Here is a 13,895-nt window from a genome sequence, read left to right as displayed (position 1 = left end):
TGACGGGCCGTACGGCCGCTGCCTACGCTGGCCGCGCCATGGAGACGGTAACGCGCCGGGTCAGGCGCGCCGGACCGTCGGCGGAAGGCGGGAAAGGCCAGGTGGTCGCCATGAACGTCGAGATCGTCACGCAACTGATGGCCGCGGTGGGCGCGGATGTGACTCCAGAGGAGTTCGACCAGACGTTCGAGTCGCTGAACGTCGACTCGCTGGCCCTGGCGGAGATCTCCGCGCGGGCCGAAGAACGGTACGGGGTCGTCATCGAGGGCAAACTGACCGCCGAGACCACGCCGGCCCAGCTCGGCGCGTTCCTCGGCGAGCACGCGTCCGTCACGAAGGGCTGACGCGCCGTGGGCCACACCGACAACAGCATCGTGATCGAAGCACCGATCGCGTACGTCTGGGCCAGGACCAACGACCTGCGCTCGTGGACGGACCTGTTCACCGAGTACGCCAAGGTGGAGGTCCTGTCCGAGGAGCCCGGCCACCTCACCTTCAGGCTCACCATGCACCCCGACGAGGAGGGCAGGGTGTGGTCGTGGGTGTCGGAGCGCCGGCTGGACCGGGAGCACTGGACCGTGCGGGCTCGGCGGGTGGAGCCAGGACCGTTCCAGTTCATGAACCTCTACTGGACCTACGAGGCGCTCACCCCCGACACCACGCGGCTGCGCTGGGTCCAGGACTTCACCATGCGGCCCGACGCCCCGGTGGACGACGCGGCCATGGAGGCCAGGCTCAACCGCGGGTCGGCCGGGCAGCTCCGGATCATCGCGCAGCGGCTCAAGGCGTCCCGCTCACGTACGCAGAGCTTCGCGGCCACCCGCTCGGTGCGGCAGCGGGGAGGGGACATGCGCACCCTGCTCAACCCGGCCTCGACCGGATGCTCCCACGGCATCTCCGGCGCGGTCGAGCTGGCTCCGGGCGAGCGGGTCAACGAGCACTACCACCCCTACTCGGAGGAGCACCTCTTCGTCGCCGAGGGCACCGTACGGGTCGACATCGACGGCGAACCCCGCACCCTGGGGCCGCGCGAGGCCGTCTTCGTGCCCCGCCAGGTCCGCCACCGGGTGACCAACGTCGGGACCGGCCCGGCGCTGGTGGTCTTCGCGCTCGGCCCGCTCGCCCCCAGCCCGGAGCTGGGGCACGTCGACACCGAGGACGAAGCTCCGGCGGCGACATGAGCCGGCGGGTGGTGGTCACCGGCATCGGGGTGCAGGCCCCCGGAGGGGCGGGGACGGACGCGTTCTGGGCGAGGCTCGTCTCCGGGCGTTCGGCGATCCGCCGGATCAGCACGTTCGATCCGGCCCCGTTCCGCTCCCAGGTGGCGGCGGAGTGCGACTTCGCGCCCGCCGCCTGGGGCCTGACGCCGCGCGAGATCCGGCGCTGCGACCGGTTCGTGCTGCTCGCGCTGGCCGCCGCGCGGGAGGCGGTCGACGACAGCGGCCTCGACCTCGCCGGCAGGGACGCCGGGCCGAAGGTGGGCGTCTGCCTCGGCAGCGCGGTCGGCGCGACGATCCGCCTGGAGGAGGAGTACGTCGTCGCCAGCGACGCCGGCCGGGACTGGACGGTCGCCGCCGACCACAGCCTGCCCTTCCTCTACCAGGCGCTGGTCCCGTCGAGCGCGGTGAGCGAGCTGGCCGCCAGGTACGGGGCCCACGGCCCCGCCCTCATGGTCTCCACCGGCTGCACGTCGGGCATCGACGCCGTCGGGACCGCGTACGAGCTGATCGTCGACGGGGAGGCCGACGTGATGATCGCGGGCGCCTCCGACGCGCCCATCTCGCCCATCACCGTGGCCTGCTTCGACGCGATCCGTGCCACGACGTCCAGGAACGACACCCCGGAGACGGCCTCCAGGCCGTTCGACGCGACCCGCGACGGGTTCGTGCTCGGGGAGGGCAGCGCCGTCATGGTGCTGGAGGAGCTGGAGCACGCCCGGCGCCGCGGCGCGCGGATCCACTGCGAGGTCGGCGGGTACGCGGGCCGCGCCAACGCCCACCACATGACCGGTCTGCGCCCCGACGGGATCGAGATGAGCGAGGCCATACTCGACGTGCTGCGGCAGGCCCGCCTCGCCCCCGGCGACCTCGGCTACGTCAGCGCGCACGGCTCCGGCACCAGGCAGAACGACCGGCACGAGACGGCCGCGTTCAAGCGGGCGCTCGGCCCGGCCGCCGCCCGGGTGCCGATCAGCTCGATCAAGTCGGTGGTCGGTCACTCGCTGGGCGCGATCGGGGCCATCGAGATGGCCGCGTGCGCGCTGGCGATCCGGCACCAGGTCGTGCCTCCCACGGCCAACCTGACCACGCCCGACCCCGAGTGCGACCTGGACTACGTGCCGGTGACCGCGCGCGAGCACCCCGTCGGCCACGCCCTGTCGGTCGGGAGCGGGTTCGGCGGGTTCCAGTCCGCCATGGTCGTCTCCGCCCTGGCGGAGTCGTCGAAGGGAAGGGTCGCGTGACGGATCCCGCCTCGCTCGTCATCAGCGGCATCGGCGTCGTCTCGCCGGTCGGCATCGGCGTCGCCGCGCACTGGAAGGGCACCCTGGACCGGCGCTCCGGGATCCAGCCGATCGACGCGGCGCTGTCCGGCGGCAGCGGCATCCGGGTCGCCGGCGTGGTGCCCGACTTCGACCCGGCCGACTTCCTGCCCCGGCGGCTGCAGGTGCAGACCGACCGGTGGTGCTGGATGGGCCTGGCGGCGGCCGAGCTGGCCCTCGCCGACGCCGCGGTCGGCACGTTCGACCCTTATCGGCTCGCGGTGCTGACCGCAGGGTCCGCCGGGGGGAACGAGTACGGCCAGCGGGAGATCCAGGCGCTGTGGCGCGAGGGCCCCCGTGCGGTCAGCGCCTACCAGTCGATCGCCTGGTTCTACGCGGCGCTCGCCGGCCAGGTCTCCATCCGGCACGGCGCGAAGGGGCGCTGCGGCGTGGCGGTCGCCGACGCGGCCGGCGGCCTGCACGCCGCGGCCCAGGCGCGCCGCCTGCTCCTTCGCGGGCAGGCCGACCAGGTGCTGGTCGGGGCGGCCGAGGCGCCGCTGTCGCCGTACGCGCTGGTCTGCCAGTCCTCGCTCGGCCGGCACAGCGGCGCGGACACGGCCAGGGGCGCCTATCTGCCCTTCAGCGAGCGGGCGGCCGGGTCGGTCCCCGGCGAGGGCGGCGCCATGCTGGTCCTGGAGCGGGCGGACACGGCGCGGGCCCGCGGCGCGCAGGTCTACGCCGAGCTGGCCTCCGTGGCGTGCACGCACGACGCCCACCACCCGGCCGACCCGCCGCCGACCGCCGCCCACATGGCCGAGGCCGTCGCGCTCGCGCTCGAACGGGCCGGCGTGACGCCCGCCGAGGTGGACGTGATCCTCGCCGACGGCGACGGCAACCGGTGCTGGGACGAGCTGGAGGCCGAGGCCCTGGTGTCCGTCCTCGGCGCGCGGGCCCTGGAGGTTCCGCTGGCCGTGCCCAAGACGCTCACCGGCCGGCTGAACTCCGCCTGCGGCGTGCTCGACCTCGCCTGGGCCGCGCTCGCGCTCTTCCACGACGTCGTCCCGCCCGCCCGCGAGGACCTGGACGGCCAGAAGGTCATCGCCGGTCTCGACGTCGTACGCGCCCCGCGCCGGGACACGAACCTGCGTACGGCGCTCGTCTTCACCCGCGGCGTCGGCGGCTTCAACGCCGCGGCCGTCCTCAGAACGGCTGGAGGCCCGTCATGACGACCGTCGAGCGGCAGGCGGCGGATCGCGTCGCCCTGCCGGCCACCGGCCGGCTGATCGACCTGAGCATGCCCATCGAACCCACCCCCTTCGACCCCGCCGTGATGCGCAAGGAGCTGTGGCGGCACGAGCACGGGGGGCGGCGCATCGGCCGCAAGGCGGCGTTCAACCGCCGGCTGCCCCTCCGGCTCAGGCTGGCCCGTGCCGCCCGGTACGTCGCCGGCGGCCGGCGCATCGGGCCCGGCTGCTTCCCCGACGGCCTGTTCCTGGGCAACGAGGTGCTCACGCTGTCCGTGCACGCCGGTTCGCACGTGGACGCGCCCTTCCACTACGGGCCGCTCACCGGGGACCGGCCGGCGCTGCGGGTGGACCAGATCCCGCTGGAGCGCTGCGTCGGCGCCGGGGTGCTGCTGCGGCTGACCCACAGACTGACCGGCGAAGGGCCGGCGCAGGGCATCACGGCGGCCGACGTCAGGGAGGAGCTGGCCAGGATCGGGCACACGCTGTCGCCCGGCGAGGTCGTCCTGGTGCACACCGGGGCCGACCGCCTCTGGCCGGGCCCGCGCTACTTCACCGCCCATCCCGGCATGACCGTCGAGGCCACCGAGTACCTCCTCGACCAGGGCATCTCGGTCATCGGCGTGGACACGGCGGGCTTCGACCTGCCCGCGCCCGTGATGATCGAGCGCTACTACCGCTCGGGGGACGCGGCGCACCTGTGGCCGTGCCACCTGCTCGGCCGCCGCCGCGAGTTCCTGCAGATCGAGCGGCTCGGCGGGCTCGACCGCCTGCCGCGCCCGACCGGCTTCACGGTCATGTTCCTGCCCATCCACGTCAGCGGCGCGGGCGCCGCCTGGACCCGTCCCGTCGCCATCGTCCCCGAGGAGGACACGTGAAGGTCCTGCTCATCGCCACCAACCGGGAGCGCCGGCCCTCCTTCGCCGTGCCGGCGGGGGTCGCCTACCTCCAGACGGCCCTGATCGACGCCGGGCACGAGGCCCGCATCCTCGACCTCTGCTTCGACCCCGACGACCGCCTGGAGGGCCGGGTCACCGAGGCGATCGGGGAGTACGGGCCCGACCTGATCGGCGTCTCCGTCCGCAACATCGACAACGAGACGTACCTGCAGTACCGCGGCAACCTCGGCGACGTGAAGATCGTGCTGGGGGCGTGCCGCGCGGCCAGCGCCGCGCCGGTCGTGCTCGGCGGGTCGGCCTTCTCGCTGATGCCGGTCGAGATCATGAACGTGCTCGGCGCGGACCTCGGCGTCATCGGCGAGGGCGAGCCCGCCATGGTGGCCATCGCCGACGCGCTCGCCGAGGGCCGGCCGATCACCGACGCGCCCGGCCTGCTGCGGCGCGAGGGCACGCGGGTGTCCGTCTCGGAGCCGGCCCGGGTGAGCGACCCGGGCTCGATCGTGGCGCCGCGCTACTTCGTCCCCGACAGCCGGTACTTCAGCACGCAGGTGGTCGGGCCGCAGCCGACGTACGGGATCCAGACCAAGCGCGGCTGCGCCTTCCGCTGCTCCTACTGCCCGGTGCCCTCGATCGAGGGCAAGCGGTTCAGGCTGCGCTCGCCCGCGCACATCGTGGACGAGATGCGGCACGTCCGCGACCTGGCCGGGGTCAGACGGTTCTTCATCACCGACAGCATCTTCAACCTCCCCAGGCGCCACGCCATCGCCGTGTGCGAGGAGATGGTGGCCGCCGACCTCGGCGTCACCTGGATGGCCTACACCAACCCCCTTCAGTACGACGACGACCTCGCCCTGCTGTTCAAACGGGCCGGCTGCGAGACGCTCAACTTCGGCCTGGACGCCGGCTGCGACGAGATGCTGACCAGCCTCCAGAAGGACTTCACCGTCGCCGACATCGAGAACGCCACGGCGTGCGCCCGGCGGGCCGGCGTCCGGATCATCCACTCGCTGCTGCTGGGCGGGCCGGGCGAGACGGCGGACACCGTGGCGCGCACGCTCGACACGATGGACCGCTGCGCCCCGGACATCCTCACCATCGCCTTCGGCATCCGGGTGTACCCCAAGACCCCGCTGTGGCAGGACATCGGGAGCAGGCCCGGCCGGCCGGACCTCGACATGCTGCAGGCCGTCTTCTACGTGGACGAGGCGCTCGGCCCCGCCGAGTGCCGCACGATCCTCCGGTCGATCGAGGAGTTCGTCGAGACCCACCCCAAGATCATGGTCCGGATGAACTTCGACCCCAAGAACCTGGAGGCGGAGGTCTCCACCAGCTCGTTACGCATCTCCGCGCAGGCTGGCGCAGGAAGGAAGGCACGATGAGCGCGACCGCCGCTCTCCCGTACGCCGCCCGTGACCGCTATCCGGTCATGTGCTACCCCATGCCGTGGGCCCCGCCGCAGTACGAGCGGATCGCCGGGGAGATGGGGCTGGACCGGCCCAGCAGGGCACCACAGCCGGCCGCCATGTACATGCACATCCCGTTCTGTGAATACCTGTGCGGCTTCTGCCCGTTCGTGAAGTACCTCAAGGACGAGGACCGCGTCCGCAAGTACATCGACGATCTCAAGCGCGAGATGGCCATGTACGCGGAGACGCCGTACTTCCGCAGCACCGTCTTCGGCTCCCTCTACATGGGCGGCGGCACCGCGAGCAGCCTGTCGGGCCCGCAGCTCGCCGAGGTCGTCTCCTTCGCCCGCGAGCACTTCACCTTCGCGCCCGACGCGGAGATCACCCTGGAGTCCAGCCCGATCACCATCGACCCCGACAAGTTCGCCGCGGTGCGCGCGGCCGGAGTCAACCGGGTCAGCTTCGGCGTGCAGACCTTCGACAAGGAGATCGGCGAGGCGTCGGACGTGGCTCAGGACGGGGAGACCTCGCTGCGGGTGATCCGGTGGGCGCAGGAGGCCGGGATCGACCACATCAGCATCGACCTGATCTACAACCTGCCGGGGCAGGGCGTCGCCCCGCTGCTCACCGACCTCGACATCGCGCTGGACGCCGGGGTCAAGCAGATCACGCTGTTCCCGCTGTCGGTCATGCCGCACACCAAGCTCTTCAGGGACGTCAACGACGGCAGGGCCGGCCGCCCCGGCGACCTCGCCCACGAGCTCGACCTGTGCCGGCGGGCCGGCGAGCACCTGGCCACGCGCGGCCTGCGCCAGACCTCGGTCCCCGACTTCTCCCTGCCGGACGTCGCCTACCGGCACGCCCGCATCCACTTCACCGACTTCGGCGACCTGCTCGGGCTCGGGGCCGGGGCCATGGGCACGGTCAACGAGTACACCTACGTCAACGTGGCCGAGCTCAAGCGCTACACCGAGCTGACCGGGCAGGGCGTGCCGCCGGTCAACGCCGGCCAGCTCACGCCGCACGAGGAGCGGCCGCGCGCGACGCTGGCGATGGGGCTGCGGATGCTCTCCGTCGCCCGCAGGACCTTCCGCGAGCGCCACGGCCAGGAGCCCGAGGACGTCTTCGGCCCGCTGCTCGACGATCTGACCCGCCGCGACCTGCTGGTCTGCGACACCGACGAGATCCGCCTGACCGAGCTGGGGACGCTGTTCGGCTACGACGTGGCCAAGGAGTTCTACTCCGACGACATCAGGGCCCGCGGCCAGAAGCTCGCCGAATCGCTGGCGAGGAAGCGCGACGTGGCCCCCACCGGGCCCGCCACCCCCAAGTAGCCCGTCACCCCCAAGTGGCCCGCCACCCCGAAGGAGCCCGGCGTGAGCACCGCGACGAAACCGTACGACAAACGCGAACGCATCTGCGTCTCGCACTACCCGCTGCCCGCTGACCCGCCCGACGTCAGCGAGGTGCCGATGCTGATGAACCTGGACTCGCCGTCGACCCGGCCCGGCGAGAAGGCCATGTACATCCACATCCCGTTCTGCGACAAGATCTGCAACTTCTGCCCCTTCAACAAGCAGCTCATGGACGAGTCCAAGCTGGAGAGCTACCTGGTCCGGCTGAAGCGGGAAATCACCATGTACGCGGAGAGCCCGCTGGTCAGGTCGTTCACCTTCGGCTCGCTGGCCATCGGCGGCGGCACGCCGAGCTGCCTGTCGGCCGGGCAGCTGCACGACCTGATCACCCACTGCCGCACGGTGCTGCACTTCGGCCCGGAGGCGGAGATCAGCGCCGAGGGCAACCCGTCCAACTTCACCGGCGAGAAGCTCGCCGCGGCGCGGGAGGCCGGCTGCAACCGCATCAGCTTCGGCGTCCAGACCTACAACGACCGCTACGCCGGCATGCTGGAGATCCCGCAGGACCCGGCCACCTCCCGCCTGGCGACCCGGGTGGCCCGCGAAGCGGGCTACGACAACGTCGGCATCGACCTGATCTACAACCTCCCCGAGCAGACCCTCGACGAGTGGCGGGCCGACATCGAGGAGGCCATCGACTGGCGCTACGACCACGTCACGCTGTTCTCCCTCATCATCCCGCCGTTCACCCGGCTGTTCTCGAAGATCGACACCAAGCGGCTCAGGCCGCCGGGGGACCACGACCACGAGGTCGCGATGTACCGCCTGGCCGCGGGCATGCTGCGCGAGGCCGGCTACGAGCAGTACTCCGTCTACGACTTCGCGCTGCCCGGAAAGATCAACAAGCACGCGGTGCTCTACTTCTCCGAGCAGCAGGACCTGCTCGGCGTCGGCGCCGCCGCCTTCGGCTACCTCGGCAAGTACATGTACGTCAACAAGGGCCCCCTCGCCGACTACCAGGGCGCCGTCGACCAGGGCGAGCTGCCCGTGCTGATCGGCTCCCGCGCCGACCGCGAGGAGGAGATGTGCGGGGCCATGGCCAAGGGCCTACGGCTGTTCAGCGTCTCCCGGCGCAGGTTCCGCTCCCTGTTCGGCTGCGACCCCACCGACGTGTTCGGCGAGAAGATCGACAAACTGGCCGCGCAGGGCCTGCTGGAGGTCACCGACGAGGAGATCCGCCTCACCGAGGACGGCGTCTTCTGGGGCAACAACGTCTGCCGCGAGTTCTTCTCCGCCCGCTACACCGAGATCGAGGCGATCCCCCGCGAGGTGCTCGCCCGCGGGCGGCTCATGAAGGCCGGGCAGGCCGCGCCCCGGCGCATCAGGGACTGATCGGAGAACGGCGATGAAGTCGAAGAACGTGCTCGGGATCTGCGGCTCGCCGAAGACGACCGCCAAGAGCGCCAGCGAGTTCCTGTGCAGGGAGGCGCTCAAGGGCGCCGAGGAGGTGGGCGCGCAGACACGGCTCGTCCGCCTGGTCGACTACCCGATTGTGGACTGCGACGGCTGCGGCGACTGCATGAACCGCACCCAGTGCCACCTGTTCAAGCACCCCGACGACCGCTACACCCGGCTGTACAAGGAGGTCCGCTGGGCGGACGCCTTCGTCTTCGCCTCCCCGGTCTACGCGCTCGGCCTGCCCTTCACCTGGAAGCAGTGGCTGGACCGGTGCGAACCGGCCGACGAGGACGACCTGGAGTACCAGTACTACAACTACGAGGTCGCCGCCGACGTCAAGGGCAAGGCGTTCCAGGGCAAGGTCGCCGGGCAGATCATCACCTCCGGCGGCATCGGCCAGGAGTGGGCGATGGCCCAGCTCATGCCCCTCTGGACGAACGTCAAGCTGTCCGTGGTGATCAGCGTCGGGCTCAGCCTCATCGAGTTCGACGAGCAGCCGGGCATCAGGACCAAGCCCTGGGGCGTGGGCGTGGACAACGCCGAGTTCGCCGTCGAGATCGCCCGGCAGGTCGGCCGCCGGGTGACCGCCGCCATCGGGTTCTCCACCTTCAACGTCCACGGCGCCTCGCCGCGGCTCGGCGGCTCCGAGGGCCGCGACTGCACCGAACAGCTCGGCCTGCTGAGCGACCTGACCGACCGGCCCTTCGCGCTGCCCGAGGGCGGCGGCCTGAGTCCGTACGTGCTGGTCATCGCCGGCCAGGACAAGAGCGAGGAGGCGGTACGCCGCATCGAGGCGATACTCAAGCGCGTCCCGGGGCTCGACGTGCGGCTGGTCGCCGTGGTGGACCAGTTGCCGCACTTCATCACCCGCGACTTCGTCAAGGAGCGGATCGCCGAGCAGAAGCACCAGGTGCCCGTACTGGTCGACTGGGATCGCGCCTTCGCCCAGGAGCTGGGCCTGGCGGCGAACGTCGACCCGCACGTCGTCCTGCTCACCCCCGAAGGACGGCTGCGCAGGGCGATCACCGGCACCAACACCACCCGGGAGATCGTCACCGAGATCGAGGAGATCGTCAGGGAGATGCGCAGCCTGAACCTGTCCGTGGCCAACCGAGGAGCACGGCCATGATGCCGACCACCTGGAAACTCCCCACCACCTGCGACGCCGTGGAGCTGTCCGACGGCGCCCGGCTCTTCTACCGCGTGTCGGGGCCGGAGACCGCCGCGCCGCCCGTCGTGTTCCTGCACGGCAACCGCGACAACCACACCCACTTCGCCGAGCTGATCTCGCTGCTCGACCCGGCGCTGCGCTGCCTCGCGCTCGACCTGCGCGGGCACGGCCTGTCGTCCAAGGAGGACCACCCGCTGTCGGCCGGCCAGTGCGCCGCCGACGTGATCGAGGTGCTGGACCACCTCGGCTGGGACCAGGTCATCCTGGTCGGGCACTCCCTCGGCTCCGTCACCGCCATGGTGCTGGCGCTGGAGCACCCCGAGCGGGTCGCGGGCCTCGTCCTCATGGGCTCGGCCGCGCACTACGAGATGAAGTGGAAACGCCCGGAGGTGACCGAGGAGACCTACCGCCAGGTCATCGAGGAGTCCAACAAGCGCGCCGGGCCCTTCTTCTTCCTCGACGGCTACCCCGAGGTGGCGAACCGGGTCATCGCGAGCTGGTCATGGGTGCCCTTCTCCGTGCACCGCAACCTCATCCAGCTCACCCACCCCGATCTGCGCGAACGCGTACAGAAGATCGGCGCGCCGACCCTCGTCGTGGCCGGCGAGCTGGACCGCAGCACGCCCGTGGAGAGCGCGCGCTACCTGGCCGAGACGATCCCCGACGCGCGCCTGCACGTGGTTCCTGGAACCGGTCACTTCATGTTCATGGAAAAGCCCGTACCTGTGGCGGCGACGATCGCAGAATTCCTGGGGGTCCCGCTCGGCGCCTCCGGAGGCTGCGGCTCCGGATGCGGCTGCGGGTCCTGATCCTGAACCCTGCCCCGCCCGTACCCGAGGAACTGGTCCGATGACACGAGCTGAACCAAGTCGCGGCGCCGCGCCCGGCGCCGACCTCAGGCCGGCCGGCCTGCTGACCACGGAACGCGGCCGGGCGCTGGCCGTCCTGTCCGGCGCCGTCCTGGTGCAGTGGGCCGCCATGATGTCGGTCTTCCCCGCGCTTCCGTCGATCTCCGGCGCCCTCCGGATCGGCCCGGACGCGCTCGGCCTGGTGATGATGGTGTCGTCGCTGCTCATGACCGCGCTCAACGTCCCGGCCGGCGTGGCCGCCGACCGCCGCGGGCGCAGGCCCGTCATCGTCGCCGGCCTCGCCCTCAGCGCCCTCGGCGTGCTGGTGTCCGCGCTGTGGGCGGCGGCCTGGCCGTTCCTGGCCGGCTGGGTGATCTTCGGCATCGGCCGCGGCCTGTTCACCTCACCGGCCTTCACCGTCCCCGCCGACACCTACGGGCCGCAGGAGCGGGGCAAGGCCATCGGCATCCTGGCCGGCGCCATCGGGGCCGGCTCCGTGCTCGGCTACGTGGCCGGCGGCCTGGCGCTGACCGTCGCCACCTGGCAGACGGTGCTGATGGCGGACGCCGTGCTGCTCGTGGCGGCGTGCGCGCTGACCTGGTTTGCGCTGCCGGAGACGGCCAGGGAGCTGCACGCGGCGCCGCTGCGGAACGCGCTCGCCCAGACCTTCGCCTGGTACCGGCGGCGCGTGGTGCTGCTGTCCGGCGTCGTGGCGGGCCTGTCGTTCGCCGTCGGCGTCGCGGCGACCTTCCTCGTCCCGTTCAGCCTGGCCGGGCTGGCCGCCTCGCCGTTCGTGATCGCGCTGGTGTTCGTCCCGTACGAGGTGATGGCCTCCGCCGGCACCGTGCTCGCCGGGGCCGTCTCCGACAAGGTGGGGCGGCGGCTCCCGCTGCTGCTGGCGCTGCTGCTCGTCGCGGTGGCCCTGGCCGGCCTGCCGGTCGCCGGGGTCACCGTGTGGAGCGTGGCCCTGGTCTACGCCTTCGTCGGTCTCGCCGAAGGCCCGGTCATCTCGCTGTCGACGACCATGGTCACCGACGACGTGCTCAAGACCGACCCGCGCCGCGTGGGCGCGGCGCTGGGCGCCAACCGGCTCGTCCAGGGCCTCGGCCCGATCCTCGGCCCGGCGGCGGGCGGCCTGCTCGCCGAGCGGGCCGGGCTGGGCGCGCGCTACTGGATCCTGGCCGCGGTGCTGGCCGCGACCGCGGTCCTGGCCGCGTTCCTGCCCGAGACCTGGGCGGGGAAGGAGGCCGCGCGATGACGGACCTGGTGGAGGAGCTGCGCGCCGCGCTGGCCGGCGCATCGGTGCCCGAGCTGCGCCGCAGGACCGAACGGCTCTGGCGGCAGCGGCAGGACCGGGCCGGCGAGCTGTTCGACGCCCTCGTGGCGCTCTGGAGCCGATCGCCGTCCGACGGCGAGCGCGAGATCCGCATGGGCATCGCCATGCTGCTCGGCGCCGTGGCGGTGAAGGAGCGGGCGGCCCTGGAGGCCATGACCACGGCCTGCGCCGACGACCCCGACTGGCGGGTGCAGGAGGCACTGGCCAAGGGGCTCGACCGGCACTGCGCGCTGCGGGGCTGGCAGGAGAGCGTGCCCCTCCTGGAGTCCTGGCTCACCCACGCGCACCCCCACGTCCGCCGGGCGGCGGCCGAGGGCCCCCGCGTGTGGACCGGCCGGCCCTACTTCGCCGACCACCCCGACCAGGCGCTGCGGCTGCTCGGCCTGGTCCGGGCCGACGAGAGCTCCTACGTACGCAAGTCCGCCGCGAACGCCCTCAGCGACATCAGCAAGAAGCACCCCGAGCTGGTCCTCGCCACGCTGTCCGGCTGGACACGCACGGACCCCGCCGGCGCCTGGACCATCAAGAACGCCTGCAGGCACCTGTCCAAGTCCCACCCCGACGAAACCGCCAGAGTCCTGGCCGAACTGCGGGAGTGATCCGATTGCCGCTCACCTTCGGCAGCTTCAACCTGCCCACCTTCGACCCCGGCGCCGACGGTCCGCCCGACCGGATGCTCGCCCGCGTCCAGTCGCTCGCCGTCCTGGCGGAGGACCTCGGGTTCCACAGCGTCTGGCTGGCCGAGCACCACTTCCAGCCGCACGGCGGGATCCTGTCGGCCCCCGACGTCCTGCTGGCCGCGCTCGCCGCCCGGACCCGGCGCATCCGGCTCGGCCTCGGCGTCGTCCAGATCCCCTACCACCACCCGCTGTCGGTCGCCGAGCGGGTCGCCACCCTCGACCAGGTGAGCGGCGGACGCCTCGAACTGGGGCTCGGCAGGGCGTTCCTGAAGTGCGAGTACGACGGGTTCGGCGTCCCCATGGAGGAGAGCCGGGCCCGCTTCGCCGAGAACAGCGAGATCCTGCTCCGGGCCCTGCGAGGGGAGACCTTCGCCCACGAGGGCCGGTTCTTCCGCTTCCCCGAGCTGCGGGTTGAGCCCCGGTGCCTGCAACGTCCGCACCCGCCGGTGTGGGTGGCCGCCGCCACGACGCCGGAGACGTTCACCTGGGCGGGGGAGAACGCGCACCACCTGATGATCGCGCCGCTGCTCTCGCCCGACCTGGCCTCGCTGGCGGAGAAGATCGGCCTGTACTTCGCCGCCAGGGAACGGGCCGGCCACGACCCCGCGACCGGCCGGGTGCTGATGAACGTGCACGTCCACGTGGACGACACCTTCGACGCCGCCTTCGACACCGCCGCCCCCCACGTGCTGCGCTACGTCGCCGAGACGCGGGCGGCCGGGGCGTCGACCATCGCCTCGTTCAAGCGCGACGGCGTGCCCCGCGACTTCACCCACTACCCGGCCCTCGGCATGCGCTGGGGCGGCTTCACCCCCGAGGACGCGGCCGACAAGGGCACGATCGTCGTGGGCGCCCCCGACGACTGCGCCGCCAAGCTGGCCGAACTCATCGACAACCTGCACGTCACCACGGTCGCCGGCACGTTCGACTTCGGGCAGCCGGTCGAGACGGTGGAGCGGTCGATGCGGCTCTTCGCGGATAAGGTCGTCCCCCAGCTCACCGGGGAGGAGGCGGCCTGA

General features: G+C 72.1%; 13 protein-coding genes. All 13 read left to right on the top strand.

Features of this window, described 5'->3' with window-relative positions; translation table 11 throughout:
* Positions 1 to 38: 38 nt before the first annotated feature.
* The 13 genes from ABD292_RS29940 to ABD292_RS29880 are packed head-to-tail and all read left to right on the top strand — an operon-like array spanning position 39 to position 13,895.
* Positions 39 to 344, top strand: coding sequence for an acyl carrier protein (locus ABD292_RS29940; RefSeq protein ID WP_344213108.1), 306 nt, complete (start codon positions 39 to 41; stop codon positions 342 to 344).
* Between the two features lie 30 nt (positions 345 to 374).
* Positions 375 to 1,181, top strand: a complete 807-nt coding sequence (locus tag ABD292_RS29935) for a cupin domain-containing protein (RefSeq protein WP_371252279.1) — start codon at positions 375 to 377, stop codon at positions 1,179 to 1,181.
* The gene (locus ABD292_RS29930) at positions 1,178 to 2,461 is read left to right on the top strand and encodes a beta-ketoacyl-[acyl-carrier-protein] synthase family protein (RefSeq protein ID WP_344213104.1); all 1,284 of its coding nucleotides are present in this window, start codon (positions 1,178 to 1,180) and stop codon (positions 2,459 to 2,461) included. The genes ABD292_RS29935 and ABD292_RS29930 overlap by 4 nt, the downstream gene beginning before the upstream one ends.
* The gene (locus tag ABD292_RS29925; RefSeq protein WP_344213102.1) at positions 2,458 to 3,705 is read left to right on the top strand and encodes a beta-ketoacyl synthase N-terminal-like domain-containing protein; all 1,248 of its coding nucleotides are present in this window, start codon (positions 2,458 to 2,460) and stop codon (positions 3,703 to 3,705) included. The genes ABD292_RS29930 and ABD292_RS29925 overlap by 4 nt, the downstream gene beginning before the upstream one ends.
* Positions 3,702 to 4,601: a cyclase family protein gene (locus ABD292_RS29920; protein ID WP_344213100.1), complete on the top strand. Its 900-nt coding sequence runs from the start codon at positions 3,702 to 3,704 to the stop codon at positions 4,599 to 4,601. The genes ABD292_RS29925 and ABD292_RS29920 overlap by 4 nt, the downstream gene beginning before the upstream one ends.
* Entirely contained in the window at positions 4,598 to 6,001 is a 1,404-nt protein-coding gene (locus ABD292_RS29915) for a B12-binding domain-containing radical SAM protein (RefSeq protein WP_344213098.1), read from the top strand. The genes ABD292_RS29920 and ABD292_RS29915 overlap by 4 nt, the downstream gene beginning before the upstream one ends.
* Positions 5,998 to 7,362 (top strand): coproporphyrinogen-III oxidase family protein, encoded by a 1,365-nt coding sequence (locus tag ABD292_RS29910; RefSeq protein ID WP_344213096.1) that lies wholly within the window; start codon positions 5,998 to 6,000, stop codon positions 7,360 to 7,362. Before ABD292_RS29915 ends, ABD292_RS29910 begins: the two co-directional genes overlap by 4 nt.
* A 42-nt stretch (positions 7,363 to 7,404) precedes the next feature.
* Complete coding sequence (hemW, locus tag ABD292_RS29905; protein WP_344213094.1) at positions 7,405 to 8,775, top strand: radical SAM family heme chaperone HemW; 1,371 nt, start codon at positions 7,405 to 7,407, stop codon at positions 8,773 to 8,775.
* Positions 8,776 to 8,788: 13 nt separating this feature from the next.
* The gene (locus tag ABD292_RS29900) at positions 8,789 to 9,970 is read left to right on the top strand and encodes an NAD(P)H-dependent oxidoreductase (RefSeq protein ID WP_344213092.1); all 1,182 of its coding nucleotides are present in this window, start codon (positions 8,789 to 8,791) and stop codon (positions 9,968 to 9,970) included.
* Positions 9,967 to 10,821 (top strand): alpha/beta fold hydrolase, encoded by an 855-nt coding sequence (locus tag ABD292_RS29895; protein WP_344213090.1) that lies wholly within the window; start codon positions 9,967 to 9,969, stop codon positions 10,819 to 10,821. Before ABD292_RS29900 ends, ABD292_RS29895 begins: the two co-directional genes overlap by 4 nt.
* Before the next feature lie 40 nt (positions 10,822 to 10,861).
* Positions 10,862 to 12,118 (top strand): MFS transporter, encoded by a 1,257-nt coding sequence (locus tag ABD292_RS29890; RefSeq protein WP_344213088.1) that lies wholly within the window; start codon positions 10,862 to 10,864, stop codon positions 12,116 to 12,118.
* The gene (locus ABD292_RS29885; protein ID WP_344213086.1) at positions 12,115 to 12,795 is read left to right on the top strand and encodes a DNA alkylation repair protein; all 681 of its coding nucleotides are present in this window, start codon (positions 12,115 to 12,117) and stop codon (positions 12,793 to 12,795) included. The genes ABD292_RS29890 and ABD292_RS29885 overlap by 4 nt, the downstream gene beginning before the upstream one ends.
* Complete coding sequence (locus tag ABD292_RS29880; protein ID WP_344213084.1) at positions 12,792 to 13,895, top strand: LLM class flavin-dependent oxidoreductase; 1,104 nt, start codon at positions 12,792 to 12,794, stop codon at positions 13,893 to 13,895. Before ABD292_RS29885 ends, ABD292_RS29880 begins: the two co-directional genes overlap by 4 nt.

This window comes from Nonomuraea bangladeshensis (assembly GCF_039529455.1).
Lineage (GTDB): Bacteria > Actinomycetota > Actinomycetes > Streptosporangiales > Streptosporangiaceae > Nonomuraea > Nonomuraea bangladeshensis.
This window is presented reverse-complemented; position numbering and strand designations above follow the sequence as displayed.